This is a genomic window from Streptococcus sp. 3109 (genome assembly GCF_013276905.1).
Lineage (GTDB): Bacteria > Bacillota > Bacilli > Lactobacillales > Streptococcaceae > Streptococcus.
On sequence record NZ_VMLY01000012.1, the window covers coordinates 1 to 18,144 of the forward strand.

The window sequence follows — 18,144 nt, forward strand, 5'->3', positions numbered from 1 at the left end:
TTCGATCCCGTTAACTCCCATTTTAGCGGGTGTAGTTTAGTGGTAAAACTACAGCCTTCCAAGCTGTTGTCGCGAGTTCGATTCTCGTCACCCGCTTTGAACTTTGTTCTTTGTACCAAGTTTTTGACTTGGGCGCGTAGCTCAGGTGGTTAGAGCGCACGCCTGATAAGCGTGAGGTCGGTGGTTCGAGTCCACTCGTGCCCATAGTGTTTAGTCCATTACTAGAGAATTGTAATATTATCTGTTCGCTAAGAGGACACGGGTTTATTCCCGTATAAACTATTTTGGAGGATTACCCAAGTCCGGCTGAAGGGAACGGTCTTGAAAACCGTCAGACGTGTAAAAGCGTGCGTGGGTTCGAATCCCACATCCTCCTTTTGTATTAGCGCGGGATGGAGCAGCTCGGTAGCTCGTCGGGCTCATAACCCGAAGGTCGTAGGTTCAAATCCTGCTCCCGCAATAAGGCTCGGTAGCTCAGTTGGTAGAGCAATGGATTGAAGCTCCATGTGTCGGCGGTTCGATTCCGTCTCGCGCCATTTATATATTTTGGAAGGGTAGCGAAGAGGCTAAACGCGGCGGACTGTAAATCCGCTCCTTCGGGTTCGGGGGTTCGAATCCCTCCCCTTCCATTTTACGGGCATAGTTTAAAGGTAGAACTAAGGTCTCCAAAACCTTCAGTGTGGGTTCAATTCCTACTGCCCGTGTTAATAGAATTATGGCGGGTGTGGTGAAGTGGTTAACACACCAGATTGTGGCTCTGGCATGCGTGGGTTCGATCCCCATCACTCGCCTATTTTATATTATTGGGGTATAGCCAAGCGGTAAGGCAAGGGACTTTGACTCCCTCATGCGTTGGTTCGAATCCAGCTACCCCAGTTACTATTTGCCGGCGTGGCGGAATTGGCAGACGCGCTGGACTCAAAATCCAGTGTCCGCAAGGACGTGCCGGTTCGACCCCGGCCGCCGGTATAGTATAGCATTAAGGAACGTTGTAAATCTTCGTTCCTTTTTATATTATTTTTGGTATAATAATAGTTATTCAAAATTTATTTAGATTATGAAAGTGTAGGGAAGTATGTCTCGTTCTATCGATTTATTAAAACATCGATATTTGAAAAATATTAAAGAAAATCCTGAATTGTTTGTCGGGATTGAGCTGGAATATCCTGTTGTAAACTTGGAAGGAGCTGCTACAGATGTTGAAGTTACCAAGCACTTATTCCGATATTTAGTTTCTTCTTTTGATTTTACTATCGAAAAGGTAGATGATTTTGGGAATCCTATCCAGTTAGTAGATCCAGTAAGTCAGGATGCTATTTTATTTGAAGTTTCCTATACTACGATTGAGTTTGCATTTGGCAAGGCTGAAACGATTCAAGAGATCGAAAATCGTTTCAACAATTATATGGATGTAATTCAGAAAAAGTTAGCTGAATCAAACCATGCTATTGTTGGCTGTGGTATTCATCCCAACTGGGATAAAAATGAGAATTGTCCAGTGGCTTCCCCACGTTATCAGATGTTGATGGACTATTTGAATTTGAGTAGAAATGTTACTAAATCAAACTTACATCATTTCCCTGAATATGGTTCTTTTATCTGTGGGAGTCAGGTTCAGCTGGATATTTCAAAGTCTAACTACTTACGAGTGATTAATGCTTTTACCCAAATTGAAGCAGTTAAGGCTTATTTATTTGCTAATTCTGAGTTTACAGGTGCGGATTGGGATACAAAAATCTCAAGAGATATTTTCTGGGAAGAATCGATGCATGGTATATATCCAGAGAATGTTGGTGTCAATGCTAGCCTCTTTAAAGATGAGGATGATTTTTTTGATTATCTAGATCATTCTGCAATTTTTACTGCGGAACGTGATGGACAAACCTATTATTTTTATCCGATTCAGGCTAGGGACTATTTAGCTACACCTGAAATCCAAGCATTTGATCTTAATGGGGAAGAGGTTCTTATTTACCCTCAAGAGAAAGACTTTGAAACTCATCGTAGTTACCAGTACCAAGACTTAACGACTCGAGGAACAGTTGAGTTTCGTAGTGTGTGTACTCAGCCTCTTGATAGAACTTTTGCTTCTGCAGCTTTTCACTTGGGATTATTAGTTAATTTAGAGAAACTTGAATCTTACTTAGAAACAGCACCTTTCTTTAAAGAATTTGGGCGAAATTATAAGTTTTTAAGACGACAATTTTCTAAGAAGAAGCTTACAGATCAGGAAGAGACTGCGATTATTGAAATTTCCAAAGACTTACTTCTGTTAGCTGAGGAAGGTCTGAAGATGAGAAATAAACAAGAAATGATTTATTTAGAGCCTTTGAAGAAAGAATTGGGACTATAATTTCTTTTATAAAGGGAGAATTTTCTGAAAAATCATGATATAATGGAAGAGACTATAGATAAAGGATAGAGAGTAATGACATTAGTTTATCAATCAACGCGTGATGCCAATAATACAGTAACTGCTAGCCAAGCAATTTTGCAAGGTTTGGCGACGGACGGTGGTTTGTTTACACCGCTTACTTATCCAAAGGTAGATTTGGACTTTGACAAATTGCAAGATGCTTCTTATCAGGAAGTTGCTAAGTTAGTTTTGTCAGCATTTTTAGATGACTTTACAGCTGAGGAGTTGAACTACTGTATCAACAATGCCTACGATAGCAAATTTGATACTCCAGCTATCGCGCCATTAGTGAAATTAGACGGCCAATATAACTTAGAACTTTTCCATGGTTCAACGATTGCCTTTAAGGATATGGCCTTGTCTATCTTGCCATACTTTATGACGACTGCTGCTAAGAAACATGGTTTGGAAAATAAGATTGTTATCTTGACAGCGACATCTGGTGACACGGGGAAAGCTGCTATGGCAGGGTTTGCGGATGTGCCTGGAACTGAGATTATCGTCTTTTATCCAAAGGATGGTGTCAGCAAGGTACAAGAGTTGCAAATGACCACTCAAACTGGCGACAATACTCATGTTATTGCTATTGATGGTAACTTTGACGATGCGCAAACTAACGTCAAACATATGTTTAACGATGTAGCACTTCGTGAAAAATTGGCTGCAAACAAGTTGCAATTTTCATCTGCAAACTCGATGAACATTGGTCGTCTGGTGCCACAGATTGTCTACTATGTGTATGCTTACGCTCAGTTGGTCAAGACTGCTGAGATCGTGGCTGGTGATAAGGTCAATTTCACCGTACCAACAGGAAACTTTGGAAATATCTTGGCTGCCTTTTATGCTAAGCAAATTGGTCTACCAGTTGGTAAATTGATCTGTGCTTCAAATGACAACAATGTTTTGACAGACTTTTTCAAGACACGTGTTTACGATAAGAAACGTGAGTTTAAAGTAACAACTAGTCCATCTATGGATATTTTGGTATCTTCAAACTTGGAGCGCTTGATTTTCCATCTTTTGGGAAATGATTCTGAAAAGACAGCTGAACTTATGAATGCCTTGAACACGCAAGGACAATATGAGTTGACAGACTTTGATGCAGAGATTCTTGAACTATTTGCAGCTGAATATGCGACTGAGGAAGAAACAGCGGCAGAAATCAAGCGAGTTTATGAGTCAGATTCTTATATCGAGGATCCACATACGGCGGTTGCCTCTGCAGTTTATAAGAAATACCAAACGGCTACTGGCGATGCGACTAAGACAGTGATTGCATCAACAGCTAGTCCATACAAGTTCCCAGTAGTTGCAGTAGAAGCTGTAACAGGAAAAGCAGGCTTAACTGACTTTGAAGCCTTGGTTCAATTACATGAAATCTCAGGAGTTGCAGTGCCACCAGCAGTTGATGGCCTTGAAACAGCTCCAGTTCGTCATAAGACAACTGTGGCGGCTGCTGACATGCAAGCAGCGGTTGAGGCTTATCTAGGACTTTAAGACAGAGGGAGTAAACTCGGTTGGGAAACCAACTGAGTTTCTTTTCATCAGGAGGAAGGATTGTTTAAGAAAAATAAAGACATTCTTAATATTGCCTTGCCAGCTATGGGCGAAAACTTTTTGCAGATGCTCATGGGGATGGTGGATAGTTACTTGGTAGCCCACTTGGGCTTGATAGCTATTTCGGGTGTATCAGTAGCTGGCAATATTATCACCATTTACCAGGCGATTTTCATCGCTCTGGGAGCTGCTATTTCCAGTGTTATTTCAAAAAGTTTGGGGCAGAAGGATCAGTCTAAGCTAGTCTATCATGTGACTGAGGCCTTGAAGATTACCTTACTATTAAGTTTTCTTTTGGGAGCTTTGTCCATCTTCGCTGGGAAAGAGATGATAGGACTTTTGGGGACGGAGAGAGATGTAGCTGAGAGTGGTGGACTCTACCTATCCTTGGTAGGCGGATCGATTGTTCTTTTGGGCTTGATGACCAGTATGGGTTCCTTGATTCGTGCAACGCATAATCCACGTTTGCCCCTCTATGTTAGTTTTTTATCCAATGCCTTGAATATTCTCTTTTCCAGTCTAGCTATTTTTGTTCTTGATATGGGAATAGCTGGTGTTGCTTGGGGAACTATTCTGTCTCGTTTGGTAGGTCTTGTGATTTTGTGGTCACAATTAAAACTGCCTTATGCGAAGCCAACTTTTGGTTTAGATAAGGAATTGTTGATCTTGGCTTTACCAGCAGCTGGAGAACGTCTTATGATGCGGGCTGGAGATGTCGTGATCATTGCCTTGGTCGTTTCTTTTGGAACGGAGGCAGTGGCTGGGAATGCAGTCGGAGAAGTCTTGACCCAGTTTAACTATATGCCTGCCTTTGGTGTGACTACAGCAACAGTCATGCTGGTAGCTCGAGCGGTTGGAGAAGATGATTGGGAAAGAGTCGCTAGTTTGAGCAAGCAAACCTTTTGGCTCTCTCTGGTTCTCATGTTACCCTTGACCTTCAGTATCTATGCTTTGGGTATACCACTAACTCATCTCTATACGACTGATCCTCTAGCGGTGGAGGCCAGTGTTCTAGTAACACTTTTTTCACTACTTGGAACCCCTATGACGACAGGAACAGTCATCTATACGGCAGTCTGGCAGGGTTTGGGCAATGCTCGGCTTCCCTTTTATGCGACAAGTATAGGAATGTGGTGTATCCGCATTGGAACAGGATATCTGATGGGAATTGTGCTTGGTTGGGGCTTGCCCGGTATTTGGGCCGGAACTCTTTTGGATAATGGTTTTCGTTGGTTATTTCTACGTTACCGTTACCAGCGTTATATGAGCTTGAAAGGATAGGAAATGCAAAAAACAGCTTTTATTTGGGATTTGGACGGGACTTTATTGGACTCTTACGAAGCGATTTTGTCAGGGATTGAGGAGACTTTTGCTCAGTTTGCTATTCCTTATGATAAGGAGAAGGTGAGAGAGTTTATCCTCAAGTATTCGGTGCAAGATTTGCTTGTGCGGGTGGCAGAAGAGAGAAAGTTGTATGTGGAAGTGCTAAATCAGGTGCGTGCCCAGAGTTTGGCTGAGAAGAATGCTCAGGTAGTTTTGATGCCAGGTGCGCGTGATGTGCTAGCTTGGGCAGACGAATCAGGAATTCAGCAGTTTGTTTACACTCATAAGAGAGACAATGCTTTTACTATTCTAAGAGATCTGGGGCTGGAATCCTATTTTACAGAGATTCTAACCAGTCAGAATGGCTTTGCGCGCAAGCCAAGTCCAGAAGCAGCTACCTATCTGATAGACAAGTATCAGTTGAATCTTGATAATACTTATTATATAGGAGATCGAACTTTGGATGTGGAATTTGCCCAGAATAGTAGGATTCAAAGTATCAATTTTTTAGAGTCGACTTATGAAGGCAATCACAGGATTCAAGCCTTAGCAGATATTTCCCGTATTTTTGAGGCTGAGCGATAAAAAGATTGTGTCAGTTTTGTGACAGAGACCTAACAAACTATTTCAAGTAATCGAGTTTATTACAAGGAATAGACAGTTCTGTTAAATAGGCCCGAGAGGGCTTTTTTTCTGCATTTTTTGTGTTATCATAGTCAGGTACTCATTTGAAAGGAATTTGAAAGAATGAAGAAAAGAATATTATTAGCCTCAACAGTAGCCTTGTCATTTGCCCCAGTATTGGTAACTCAAGCAGAAGAACTTTTTTGGACTGCACGTAGTGTTGAGCAAATCCAAAATGATTTGACTAAAACGGATAACAAAACAAGTTATACAGTACAGTATGGTGATACCTTGAGCACAATTGCAGAAGCCTTGGGTGTAGATGTCACAGTTCTTGCGAATTTGAATAAAATCACTAATATGGACCTGATTTTCCCAGAAACTGTTTTGACAACGACTGTTAATGAAGCTGAAGAAGTAACAGAAGTTGAAATCCAAACTCCTCAAGCAGACTCTAGTGAAGAAGTGAGAACTGCGACAGCAGATTTGACAACCAATCAAGTGACGGTTGATAATCAAACTGTTCAGGTTGCAGACCTTTCTCAACCGATTGCAGAAGCGCCAAAAGAAGTAGCATCAAGCTCAGAAGTTACAAAGACAGTGACTGCTACAGAAGAAGTGACACCATCTACAGGTACTTCTGTCCCAGAGGAGCAAACATCCGAAACAAGTAGTGCAGTTGAAGAAGCAGCTCCTCAGGCAACGATTCCAACTGAGAAGCAGGAAACACAAGCAAGGACTCAAGCTGAATCAGCAGTAGAAGCAACTACAACGCCAGCAGAAGAAACAGCAAGCGAAACAACTGTAACAAGTGCAGAAGAAGTAAAAGAAGTAAAAGAAGTAGCATCATCAAGTGAAGCTGCACCAACAGTTTCTACTTATCAACCAGAAGAGACGAAAATAATTTCAACAACTTACACAGCTCCAGCTGCGCCCGATTATGCTGGACTTGCAGTAGCGAAATCTGAAAATGCAGGCCTTCAACCACAAACGGCTGCCTTTAAAGAAGAAATTGCTAACTTGTTTGGCATCACATCCTTTAGTGGTTACCGTCCAGGAGACAGTGGAGATCACGGAAAAGGTTTGGCTATCGACTTCATGGTACCAGAAAGCTCAGAACTAGGGGATAAGATTGCGGAATACGCTATTCAAAACATGGCTAGCCGCGGCATTAGTTATATCATCTGGAAACAACGTTTCTATGCTCCATTCGATAGCAAATATGGACCAGCTAACACTTGGAACCCGATGCCAGACCGTGGTAGCGTGACAGAAAATCACTATGACCACGTTCACGTTTCAATGAATGGATAAATCAGACTTGGTAATATCATTTTGACGAATGAGATCTAGCTTTCGTGATAGGAAGCGAGTCTCGTTCGTTTTTTGTTTATCAATTTGAATGGGAAGTTACCATCTTGTAATGATTCAAGCATAATCCTTGAAATTTTTTTTACTTTGCATCATAATTGATTAGTCAACTATTGATAAATCAATAAAAGAGAAGAAGAAATGTTAGAGATTCAAGATTTACTGTATCAACTCCGCTTGTCTGAGCAAGCGAGTACGCAATTGTTTGAAAAAAGGCTTGGGATTAGTTTGACACGGTATCAGATTTTATTATTTTTACTGAAGCATTCCCCTTGTAATCAAATAGCGGTTCAGGAGCGTTTGAAGATTGATCAAGCTGCCTTGACACGACATTTCAAGATTTTGGAAAAGGAAGGTCTGGTGGAGCGTCATCGCAATCCTGAAAATCAACGAGAAGTGTTGGTAGAGACTACGAAGTATGCCAAGGAGCAGTTAGTTGTGAATCCGCCTCTGCAGCATATCAAGGTTAAAGAAGCGATGGAAAGTATCTTAACAGAGTCTGAAAGAACAGAACTCAGCCGTTTAGTAAATAAATTGGTTTTGGGTATTGAAAATATAGAAATTTAAGGAGAAATAGGTGTCAATTATGACAATCATTTTAGCAACGATTGTTGCTTTGGAGCATTTTTACATTTTTTATTTGGAAAGTATTGCAACGCAATCAGATGCGACTAGTCGTGTCTTTAACATGGACAAGGAAGAACTGGCTCGTCCGTCAGTAAGTTCATTGTTTAAAAATCAAGGGATTTATAATGCTCTGCTAGGAGTCTTTCTCTTGTATGGGATTTATTTCTCACAGAATTTAGAAATTGTGACTATTTTTGTTTTATTTGTGATTGGTGCTGCGGCTTATGGCTCTCTCACAGCAGATAAGAAAATTATTTTGAAGCAAGGAGGACCAGCTATTTTGACCTTGATGAGTATTTTACTCTTTAAATAAACTCATACTCTTCGAAAATCAAATTCAAACCATGTCAGCGTCGCCTTGCCGTACTCAAGTNNGATTTTCATTGAGTATCAAAGAGCAATCCTAGCCTCGCTAGTCCTTTTCACTCCAGAATAAGGGAAATATGTTATACTTGTCTTTAAGAAAATAGTTTCATTAAATTGGTTTTGAGGAGTTAGAAATGAAAGTATTAGTGACAGGCTTTGAGCCCTTTGGAGGTGAAAAGGTTAATCCAGCTTTGGAGGCCATTAAAGGTTTACCAGCTGAAATCCATGGTGCTGAGGTCCGTTGGTTAGAAGTGCCAACAGTCTTTCACAAATCGGCCCAAGTATTGGAAGAAGAACTGATTCGTTATCAACCTGACTTTGTCCTTTGTATCGGCCAAGCTGGTGGAAGAACTAGCTTGACACCCGAGCGAGTGGCCATTAATCAAGACGATGCACGCATACCGGATAACGAAGGTAATCAACCGATTGACCTTCCTATTCGTCCAGATGGTGCTCCTGCCTATTTTAGTAGTCTGCCGATTAAAGCGATGGTCCAAGCTATAAAAAAAGAGGGCTTGCCGGCCTCTGTTTCCAATACGGCAGGGACTTTTGTCTGCAATCATTTGATGTATCAGGTCCTCTATTTGGTAGAAAAGAAATTTCCACATATTAAGGCAGGTTTTATGCATATTCCTTATATGATGGAACAGGTGGTGAATCGACCGACTACTCCAGCTATGAGTTTAGTGGATATTAGGCGAGGGATAGAAGCGGCAATCGGCGCCATTATCGAACATGGAGATCAGGACCTCAAGTTGGTAGGCGGAGAAACTCATTGATAGAAAAAAGCTTGAGGGAAAACCTTCAAGCTTTTGGACGTTTTTGAGCCAGTATAGATCGGTAGAAAATTATTTTATTGATTTGAATGTAGGGTAGGAGTGAGAAACTAGCAATCCCAAAGGTAATCCAATTGAGGAAGTACCAAGGAAGGAGTTGTAGGTCTAGAATAAAGCGTTGAAATTTGTAGCCTTTCATCAGGAAACGGCTGGTTTTTAGGATTTGTCCTGGTTTGGCTTGTCCTAAGTCTAGAGTGTCACAGAGGAGAAATTCTACCTGTGAATAGGCATAGTATTGTGGAATATAGAGACTATTTCCGACAATCATCAAGAGGACACTTGCTAGAAAGTAGAGACCAAAGGTCATGAGGAAGCGTTCGGTTTCAATTGACGTGAGATCCAGATTGGGAAACTCAGGATGAAGGACAATGAATTTCTTTGCTAGAAAGCTACTGTAAAAAAGAAAGTAAATTCCAAGCAAGCTAGGAATGCTCCATAAAAAGAGAGAGAAACGTTTGAGAAGGAGGGTCAAAAAGGTTTGTGAAAAGTGCTCTTCGTCAAATAGAGCCAGACTATTTTTGACGGATAGTTCTGTATCTGGATTCTTGATGAGTTTCAGAGTTGTATAAACTGAACTGGTTAGAAGTATTGTTCCGATAAAGGAGACTAATAGTGGAAAAAGGTAGGCTTGGAATACATGACCAAGCACGCTTAAAAAGGATTGCTCTAAAATAGACTCGTTGATACGCTCTAAGGGATTAAGAAAACCAGATAAGATGACCAGCATACTGGGAAGGATATAGAGGAGAAAGAGACGGGGGGTGTCAGCCTGAAAATGTTTTGACTCCTGACGAATTGTTTTTAAATCAATTTTTGGATAGTTCATTCTCTTATTATACCATAGTTCGTGACAGTTCCGGCTTTTTTTGATAAAATCATACAGTATGCCCTTGGGCACAAAGTATGAACTGGGACTGTCTTTCCCAGCTTCGGAGGTAAAAAATGTCAGATTCACCAATCAAATACCGTTTGATTAAGAAAGAAAAACACACAGGAGCTCGTCTGGGAGAAATCATCACTCCTCACGGCACCTTCCCGACACCTATGTTTATGCCAGTTGGAACACAAGCCACTGTCAAAACTCAGTCACCTGAAGAATTGAAGGAGATGGGTTCGGGAATTATCCTGTCAAACACTTATCATCTCTGGCTTCGCCCTGGAGATGAACTCATTGCACGCGCTGGTGGTCTCCACAAGTTCATGAATTGGGACCAGCCTATTTTGACAGATAGTGGTGGTTTTCAGGTTTATTCCTTAGCAGATAGCCGTAATATCACAGAAGAAGGAGTAACCTTTAAAAACCATCTCAATGGTTCCAAGATGTTCCTATCGCCAGAAAAAGCTATCTCTATTCAGAATAATCTGGGCTCAGACATCATGATGTCCTTTGACGAATGTCCTCAGTTTTATCAACCTTACGATTACGTTAAGAAATCAATCGAGCGTACCAGTCGTTGGGCTGAGCGTGGTTTGAAGGCTCACCGTCGTCCGCATGACCAAGGGTTATTTGGGATTGTGCAGGGGGCAGGATTTGAAGACCTGCGTCGCCAATCGGCTCATGACCTTGTCAGCATGGACTTCCCAGGTTACTCTATTGGTGGTTTGGCAGTGGGAGAAACCCACGAAGAGATGAATGCTGTCTTGGACTTCACAACCCAACTGCTACCTGAAAACAAACCTCGCTATTTGATGGGTGTGGGAGCGCCAGATAGCTTGATTGATGGGGTGATTCGTGGGGTGGATATGTTTGACTGTGTCTTGCCGACTCGAATCGCTCGTAACGGGACTTGTATGACCAGTCAAGGACGTTTGGTTGTCAAAAATGCCCAGTTTGCTGAGGACTTTACACCACTGGATCCTGAATGTGATTGCTACACATGTAAGAACTATACACGCGCTTATCTTCGTCACCTGCTCAAGGCTGATGAAACCTTTGGTATCCGCTTGACTAGCTACCACAATCTTTACTTCTTGCTTAACCTGATGAAGCAAGTACGCCAAGCCATCATGGATGACAATCTCTTGGAATTCCGTGAGTATTTTGTTGAAAAATATGGCTATAATAAATCAGGCCGTAATTTCTAAAACGGAATAGATATAAGCTAAAAATCCTAAGTTTTCTCTTAGGATTTTTCTTCTTTTTTTGATAGAATAAAGTGTATAACGAAAGGAAGAATAAACTCGTATGCGCATTAAATGGTTTTCCTTGATTAGGATTACAGGTTTACTTTTGGTACTCTTGTATCATTTCTTTCAGACCATCTTTCCTGGAGGATTTTTCGGGGTAGATGTCTTTTTCACATTTTCAGGCTTTCTGATTACAGCTCTACTCATCGAAGAATTTTCTAAAAATCATGAAATTGATTTACTTGGATTTTTTAGGAGGCGTTTTTATCGGATTGTGCCACCTGTGGTTTTGATGGTCTTGGTGACCATGCCCTTTACCTTCCTAGTTCGGCAAGATTATGTGGCTGGAATTGGGGGTCAGATTGCGGGTGTCTTAGGATTTATGACCAATTTCTATGAACTCCTAACAGGTGGGAGTTATGAATCTCAGTTCATTCCACATTTGTTTGTTCATAATTGGAGCTTGGCTGTTGAGGTGCACTACTATATCCTCTGGGGCTTGGCAGTTTGGTTCTTATCCAAGCAGTCTAGGTCAAATGGTCAGTTGAGAGGGATGGTTTTTCTCTTATCAGCTGCTGCCTTCTTGATTAGTTTCTTCTCCATGTTTATTGGTAGTTTTCTAGTGACCTCTTATTCCTCTGTTTACTTCTCCAGTTTAACTCATGTCTATCCATTCTTTTTGGGAAGTATCCTAGCAACGATTGTAGGGGTTCGTCAGACGACTTCCCTCATCAAGCAGTTGGATAAAATCTGGGATTTACGCAAGACCCTGTTGGTTTTTGGAGGAGGTTTTGGCTTCTTACTCATTTTGACCTTCTTTGTCAAATTTACCTATCTCTTTGCCTATCTTATTGGCTTCTTGCTTGCCAGCCTTGCAGCCCTTACTATGATTCTGGCTGCGCGTGTCTTACATGAAAAGACTCCTAACGTACAGGAACCAAAGATTATTAGTTTTTTAGCGGATACTAGCTATGCAGTTTATCTCTTCCATTGGCCTTTCTATATCATTTTCTCACAGTTGACATCAAATCTTCTTGCTGTGTTATTAACTTTGATTTTTTCTTATGGATTTGCCAGTCTTTCATTTTATGTATTGGAGCCGTGGATTGCAGGCAAGAACACACCTGTTTTACAAACTCTTCGTCCCCTGCCTTATATTCACGCAATTCTTGCAACAAGTACAGGAATCTTGGCCTTCATTGTCCTCTTAGTGACTTTGTTGGCACCACAAGTGGGAGCTTTTGAGACAGATTTGACTGTCAATGGTTTGAAGCAAGCTGCAACAAATATTGGTCAGACCAAGGTGATGGCAGAACGAGCAGAAGCTGATAGTTTAGGAATTGCTGATGGCACTATGTTAATTGGTGACTCGGTGGCTTTAAGGGCAAATACAGCACTACAGACAGCCCTTCCTGGAGCACAGATTAACGCGCAAGTCAGCAGAACAACCAAGAATGCCGATGAAATCATGCTAAATAATAGCCAGAATAAATTTTTACCTAAGATGGTGGTCATTGCAACAGGGGTAAATAATCCTGAAAATTACAAGGAAGATTGGGATAGTATCGTGAAAAATCTTCCTAAGGGCCACCATATGGTTTTGGTGACTCCTTATGAGGGGGATAAGACAAAAGAGACCTATGCCATCGTTGAGAAGGCTGCTGCCTATATGAGAGAATTGGCAGAGAAGACACCTTACATCACGATAGCAGATTGGAATCAAGTTGCGAAAGAGCATCCAGAAATTTGGGCAGGAACAGACCAAGTCCATTTCGGAAGTGACACTAGCACTATTGAAGCAGGAGCTAAATTGTATGCAGAGACCATTGCTACAGCCTTGCAAACAGCTCAAGACAAGCCAGTCAAATCAAAATAACGTGTATTTAAAAGAAAAGAGTTGGAGAAATCCAGCTCTTTTAAAATATCTCCGGAAAATAGGTCTATACCATTTACAAATAAAAAAGAAAGGTTTATAATGTAATTGACATAATAAATTGTAGAATCAATCTTTTAAGGAGGTCATTATTATGCCTAATTACGTTAAAGCGGATCAGTTTTTCTATCCATTTGGCATTCGTCGCGGTGGGTACTTAGAACTTGTTGATGGCAAATTTGGGAAACATGTGGATCAAATTCCTGAAGGAGCAGAGGTTCTTGACTATACTGGTTATAGCATTGCACCAGGTCTTGTGGATACTCATATTCATGGATATGCAGGTGTAGATGTGATGGACAACAACATTGAAGGTACATTGCATACTATGAGTGAAGGACTTCTTAGTACCGGTGTTACCAGTTTCTTGCCCACAACTTTAACAGCCACTTATGAGCAATTGCTTGCAGTCACTGAAAATCTTGGAAACCATTATAAAGAAGCAAGTGGTGCTAAGATTCGTGGGATTTATTATGAAGGTCCATATTTCACAGAAACTTTTAAGGGGGCACAAAATCCAACTTATATGAGAGACCCGGGTGTTGAGGAGTTTCATTCTTGGCAGGATGCTGCAAAAGGGATGCTAAATAAGATCGCTATTGCACCAGAACGTGATGGGGTGGAAGATTTTGTACGTACTATTACAGGTGAAGGTGTGACAGTTGCACTTGGACACTCAGATGCGACATTTGAACAAGCTAAGAAGGCAGTTGATGCTGGAGCTAGTGTATGGGTACATGCCTATAATGGGATGCGTGGTTTAACACACCGCGAACTAGGTATGGTAGGAGCTATGTATGAGCTCCCACATACTTACGCAGAATTGATTTGTGATGGTTATCACGTAGATCCAAAAGCTTGTGAGATTTTACTTAAGCAAAAGGGGACAGAAAACATCGCTCTTATTACGGACTGTATGACAGCTGGTGGGCTTGAAGACGGTGACTATATGTTGGGAGAATTCCCTGTTGTAGTAGCAAATGGAACTGCACGTCTCAAATCTACTGGTAATTTGGCAGGTTCTATCCTCAAACTTAAAGATGGTATGAGAAATGTAGTCGAGTGGGGTATTGCAAATCCACACGAAGCGGTCATGATGGCTAGCCTTAACCCAGCAAAATCTGTTAATATTGATGATGTCTGTGGACAAATTCGTGAAGGATATGATGCAGACTTTATCGTATTAGATAAAGATTTGGAATTGGTAGCAACCTACCTAGACGGTGTGAAACGTTATCAAGCATAAGAGAGAAAGCAGAAGTTAGAGATTAGCTTCTGCTTTTTTATCTATATTGCTTTACCGGTAAATGAAAAAGTTAAAAATATCACAAAAAATCTTGAACAAGCAATTGAAAAGGTTTACAATTACATTATAAATAATACAAATAAAAAAACGGAGGAGTGCTTTATGAAAGCCTATACTTATGTTAAACCAGGACTTGCTTCTTTTGTTGACGTTGACAAACCAGTGCTTCGCAAGCCAACAGACGCTATTGTGCGTATCGTAAAAACCACTATTTGTGGAACAGACCTCCATATTATCAAAGGGGATGTTCCTGCTTGTCAAAGTGGTACCATTCTTGGTCACGAAGGAATTGGGATTGTTGAAGAAGTTGGGGAAGGAGTTTCTAACTTCAAAAAAGGCGATAAGGTCTTGATTTCTTGTGTTTGTGCCTGCGGTAAATGCTACTACTGTAAAAAAGGAATTTATGCCCACTGTGAAGACGAAGGGGGCTGGATTTTCGGTCACTTGATTGACGGTATGCAGGCTGAGTATCTACGTGTCCCTCATGCAGATAACACTCTTTACCACACTCCAGAAGCCTTGTCAGATGAAGCCTTGGTTATGCTATCAGACATTCTGCCTACTGGATATGAAATTGGTGTCTTAAAAGGGAAAGTAGAACCTGGTTGCAGCGTAGCCATTATTGGTTCAGGTCCAGTTGGTTTAGCAGCTCTTTTGACAGCTCAATTCTATTCACCAGCTAAATTGATGATGGTGGACTTAGACAATAACCGCTTGGAAACTGCTGTATCATTCGGTGCGACTCATAAGATTAATTCTTCAGACCCTGAAAAAGCCATTAAAGAAATTTATGATTTGACAGATGGCCGTGGGGTAGATGTTGCTATCGAAGCTGTTGGTATTCCTGCAACATTTGATTTCTGTCAAAAGATTATCGGTGTAGACGGAACGGTTGCCAACTGTGGTGTGCATGGTAAACCAGTTGAATTCGATTTGGATAAACTTTGGATTCGTAACATCAATGTAACAACTGGTTTGGTATCTACAAATACCACTCCACAATTGTTGAAAGCTCTTGAAAGTCATAAGATTGAACCAGAAAAATTGGTAACTCATTATTTCAAACTAAGTGAAATTGAAAAAGCCTATGAAGTTTTCAGTAAGGCAGCAGACCACCATGCCATTAAGGTCATCATCGAAAACGATATTTCAGAAGCTTAAGTAGTAAAAAGATTTTGGAACATAAGCAAATAGAAATTCAGCCATCATAGGATGGCTGGATTTTTTATCTGAAAAATAAGCAATGAGCATATTTCTTTCCTTGTTTAGCGGAATTGGTTATAATATACGGTACAAAGGAATGAATGAATATGTATCGTGTTATAGAAATGTACGGAGATTTTGAACCGTGGTGGTTCTTAGAAGGTTGGGAAGAAGATATTGTAGCAAGTAAGAAATTTGACCAGTATTATGATGCTCTCAAATACTACAAAACTTGCTGGTTTAGATTGGAACGAGAATCTCCTCTTTATAAAAGTAGAAGTGATTTGATGACCATTTTTTGGGATCCAGAAGACCAACGCTGGTGTGATGAATGTGACGAGTATTTACAACAATACCATTCTTTGGCTCTTTTGCAGGATGAGCAGGTTATTCCAGATGAAAAACTACGCCCAGGCTATGAAAAACAAACAGGTAAGGAAAGGCACCGTTCTTGCCGTATGAAATTAAAATAGAGAAAAAGTAACTTTTTTGGAGTTGCTTTTTTTATTTTCCCAAATCTTTGCGAATAGTTTAGGTGAGGAGGTAAGTATGGTTCAAGAAATTGCACAAGAAATCATTCGTTCGGCTCGGAAAAAAGGGGCGCAGGATATTTATTTTGTCCCCAAGTTAGATGCCTATGAGCTTCATATGAGGGTAGGAGACGAGCGCTGTAAAATCGGTTGTTATGATTTTGAAAAATTTGCGGCCGTCATCAGTCACTTTAAGTTTGTGGCAGGTATGAATGTGGGAGAAAAGCGACGTAGTCAACTGGGTTCCTGTGATTATGAATATGACCAGAAGATGGCGTCCCTACGTTTATCTACTGTAGGCGATTATCGAGGGCAGGAGAGTTTAGTCATTCGCTTGTTGCATGATGAGGAGCAGGATTTGCATTTTTGGTTTCAGGATATTGATGAACTGGGCAAGCAGTACAGGCAACGGGGACTTTATCTTTTTGCTGGTCCGGTCGGAAGTGGCAAGACGACCTTGATGCATGAATTGGCCAAGTCCCTCTTTAAAGAACAGCAAGTCATGTCCATCGAAGATCCTGTCGAAATCAAGCAGGAGGACATGCTCCAGTTGCAGCTAAATGAAGCAATCGGACTGACCTATGAAAATCTGATTAAGCTTTCCCTACGTCATCGACCAGATCTCCTGATTATCGGAGAAATTCGTGACAGCGAGACGGCGCGTGCAGTGGTCAGAGCCAGTTTGACAGGGGCGACAGTCTTTTCAACCATTCATGCCAAGAGTATTCGAGGTGTTTATGAACGCCTGCTGGAGTTGGGTGTGAGTGAGGAGGAATTAGCAGTCGTTCTGCAAGGGGTCTGCTACCAGAGATTAATCGGGGGAGGAGGAATCGTTGACTTTGCAAACAAAGACTATCAAGAACACCAGTCAACTAGCTGGAATGAACAGATTGACCAGCTTCTTAAAGATGGACATATCACAAGTCTTCAGGCTGAAACGGAAAAAATTAGCTACAGCTAAGCAAAAAAATATCATCACCCTGTTTAACAATCTCTTTTCCAGCGGTTTTCATCTGGTGGAGACCATCTCCTTTTTAGATAGGAGTGCCTTGTTGAACAAGCAGTGTGTGACCCAGATGCGCACGGGCTTGTCTCAGGGGAAATCATTCTCAGAAATGATGGCTAGTTTGGGCTTTTCAAGTGCCATTGTCACTCAGTTATCCCTAGCGGAAGTCCATGGCAATCTTCACCTGAGTTTGGGAAAGATAGAAGAATATCTAGACAATCTGGCCAAGGTCAAGAAAAAACTAATTGAAGTAGCGACCTATCCCTTGATTTTACTGGGATTTCTTCTCTTAATCATGCTGGGACTCCGTAACTATCTATTTCCACAACTGGATAGTAGTAATATTGCCACCCAAATTATTGGCAATCTGCCACAAATTTTTCTAGGAATGCTAGGGTTTGTTTCCATACTTGCCCTTTTAGCACTAACTTTTTATAAAAGAAGTTCTAAGATGCGCGTCTTTTCTATCCTAGCACGCCTTCCCTTTCTTGGAATCTTTGTGCAGACCTATTTGACAGCCTATTATGCGCGTGAATGGGGGAATATGATTTCGCAGGGAATGGAGCTGACGCAGATTTTTCAAATCATGCAGGAACAAGGTTCCCAGCTCTTTAAAGAAATCGGTCAAGATTTGGCTCAGTCCCTACAAAATGGCCGTGAATTTTCTCAGACGATAGGAACCTATCCTTTCTTTAAAAAGGAGTTGAGTCTCATCATCGAGTATGGGGAAGTCAAGTCCAAGCTGGGTAGTGAGTTGGAAATCTATGCTGAAAAAACTTGGGAAGCCTTTTTTACCCGAGTCAATCGCACCATGAATTTGGTGCAGCCACTGGTTTTTATCTTTGTGGCTCTGATTATCGTTTTACTTTATGCGGCAATGCTCATTCCCATGTATCAAAATATGGAGGTAAATTTTTAA

Annotated in this window: 16 protein-coding genes and 10 tRNA genes; 25 read left to right on the forward strand and 1 reads right to left on the reverse strand. The window is 41.2% G+C overall.

Going from position 1 to position 18,144, the window contains the following annotated elements; all coding sequences use genetic code 11:
* Positions 1–25: 25 nt before the first annotated feature.
* From HT698_RS06750 to pcp, 18 genes are all read left to right on the forward strand, one after another.
* A tRNA-Gly gene (locus HT698_RS06750) sits at positions 26–96 on the forward strand.
* 34 nt (positions 97–130) lie between these two features.
* Positions 131–204: transfer RNA gene (locus HT698_RS06755), tRNA-Ile, on the forward strand.
* Between the two features lie 82 nt (positions 205–286).
* Positions 287–376 (forward strand) — tRNA-Ser (locus tag HT698_RS06760).
* Between the two features lie 10 nt (positions 377–386).
* Positions 387–460 (forward strand) — tRNA-Met (locus HT698_RS06765).
* Positions 461–463: 3 nt separating this feature from the next.
* Positions 464–536 (forward strand) — tRNA-Phe (locus HT698_RS06770).
* Positions 537–548: 12 nt separating this feature from the next.
* Positions 549–629 (forward strand) — tRNA-Tyr (locus tag HT698_RS06775).
* A 4-nt stretch (positions 630–633) separates the two neighbouring features.
* Positions 634–704: transfer RNA gene (locus HT698_RS06780), tRNA-Trp, on the forward strand.
* Between the two features lie 14 nt (positions 705–718).
* Positions 719–791 (forward strand) — tRNA-His (locus HT698_RS06785).
* A gap of 13 nt (positions 792–804) precedes the next feature.
* Positions 805–876 (forward strand) — tRNA-Gln (locus HT698_RS06790).
* Positions 877–885: 9 nt separating this feature from the next.
* Positions 886–969, forward strand: a tRNA-Leu gene (locus tag HT698_RS06795).
* Between the two features lie 106 nt (positions 970–1,075).
* Complete coding sequence (locus HT698_RS06800) at positions 1,076–2,353, forward strand: glutamate-cysteine ligase family protein (RefSeq protein WP_173214441.1); 1,278 nt, start codon at positions 1,076–1,078, stop codon at positions 2,351–2,353.
* A 75-nt stretch (positions 2,354–2,428) separates the two neighbouring features.
* Entirely contained in the window at positions 2,429–3,913 is a 1,485-nt protein-coding gene (gene thrC, locus HT698_RS06805) for a threonine synthase (RefSeq protein WP_173218878.1), read from the forward strand.
* A 60-nt stretch (positions 3,914–3,973) separates the two neighbouring features.
* On the forward strand, positions 3,974–5,254 hold the full coding sequence (locus HT698_RS06810; RefSeq protein WP_173218877.1) for an MATE family efflux transporter: 1,281 nt from the start codon (positions 3,974–3,976) through the stop codon (positions 5,252–5,254).
* A 3-nt stretch (positions 5,255–5,257) separates the two neighbouring features.
* On the forward strand, positions 5,258–5,881 hold the full coding sequence (locus tag HT698_RS06815; protein ID WP_173218876.1) for an HAD family hydrolase: 624 nt from the start codon (positions 5,258–5,260) through the stop codon (positions 5,879–5,881).
* A 162-nt stretch (positions 5,882–6,043) separates the two neighbouring features.
* Positions 6,044–7,234: a LysM domain-containing protein gene (locus tag HT698_RS06820; protein ID WP_173218875.1), complete on the forward strand. Its 1,191-nt coding sequence runs from the start codon at positions 6,044–6,046 to the stop codon at positions 7,232–7,234.
* Between the two features lie 198 nt (positions 7,235–7,432).
* Positions 7,433–7,858, forward strand: coding sequence for a MarR family winged helix-turn-helix transcriptional regulator (locus HT698_RS06825; protein WP_173218873.1), 426 nt, complete (start codon positions 7,433–7,435; stop codon positions 7,856–7,858).
* 10 nt (positions 7,859–7,868) lie between these two features.
* The gene (locus HT698_RS06830) at positions 7,869–8,231 is read left to right on the forward strand and encodes a DUF1304 family protein (protein ID WP_173218871.1); all 363 of its coding nucleotides are present in this window, start codon (positions 7,869–7,871) and stop codon (positions 8,229–8,231) included.
* Between the two features lie 187 nt (positions 8,232–8,418).
* Positions 8,419–9,063 carry a pyroglutamyl-peptidase I gene (gene pcp, locus HT698_RS06835; protein WP_173218170.1) on the forward strand — a complete coding sequence of 215 codons (645 nt, stop codon included), beginning with the start codon at positions 8,419–8,421 and terminating at the stop codon, positions 9,061–9,063.
* Positions 9,064–9,088: 25 nt separating this feature from the next.
* Here pcp and HT698_RS06840 read toward each other — a convergent pair whose 3' ends face one another.
* Complete coding sequence (locus tag HT698_RS06840; protein ID WP_173218172.1) at positions 9,089–9,946, reverse strand: DUF975 family protein; 858 nt, start codon at positions 9,944–9,946, stop codon at positions 9,089–9,091.
* 116 nt (positions 9,947–10,062) lie between these two features.
* Here HT698_RS06840 and tgt point away from each other — a divergent pair, with 116 nt between their 5' ends.
* The 7 genes from tgt to comGB all read left to right on the forward strand — a co-directional run bounded on the left by tgt (position 10,063) and on the right by comGB (position 18,144).
* On the forward strand, positions 10,063–11,205 hold the full coding sequence (tgt, locus tag HT698_RS06845) for a tRNA guanosine(34) transglycosylase Tgt (RefSeq protein WP_001285237.1): 1,143 nt from the start codon (positions 10,063–10,065) through the stop codon (positions 11,203–11,205).
* Between the two features lie 100 nt (positions 11,206–11,305).
* Positions 11,306–13,123, forward strand: a complete 1,818-nt coding sequence (locus HT698_RS06850; RefSeq protein WP_173218173.1) for an acyltransferase family protein — start codon at positions 11,306–11,308, stop codon at positions 13,121–13,123.
* A 151-nt stretch (positions 13,124–13,274) separates the two neighbouring features.
* On the forward strand, positions 13,275–14,426 hold the full coding sequence (gene nagA / locus HT698_RS06855; RefSeq protein WP_173218176.1) for an N-acetylglucosamine-6-phosphate deacetylase: 1,152 nt from the start codon (positions 13,275–13,277) through the stop codon (positions 14,424–14,426).
* Between the two features lie 162 nt (positions 14,427–14,588).
* Positions 14,589–15,647, forward strand: a complete 1,059-nt coding sequence (locus HT698_RS06860) for a zinc-dependent alcohol dehydrogenase family protein (protein WP_173218177.1) — start codon at positions 14,589–14,591, stop codon at positions 15,645–15,647.
* 149 nt (positions 15,648–15,796) lie between these two features.
* The gene (locus HT698_RS06865; RefSeq protein ID WP_173218179.1) at positions 15,797–16,162 is read left to right on the forward strand and encodes a DUF1033 family protein; all 366 of its coding nucleotides are present in this window, start codon (positions 15,797–15,799) and stop codon (positions 16,160–16,162) included.
* Between the two features lie 76 nt (positions 16,163–16,238).
* A complete protein-coding gene (gene comGA, locus HT698_RS06870) occupies positions 16,239–17,180 on the forward strand; it encodes a competence type IV pilus ATPase ComGA (RefSeq protein WP_173218181.1) in 942 nt (313 codons plus the stop codon).
* Positions 17,128–18,144 (forward strand): competence type IV pilus assembly protein ComGB, encoded by a 1,017-nt coding sequence (comGB, locus tag HT698_RS06875; protein WP_173218183.1) that lies wholly within the window; start codon positions 17,128–17,130, stop codon positions 18,142–18,144. The genes comGA and comGB overlap by 53 nt, the downstream gene beginning before the upstream one ends.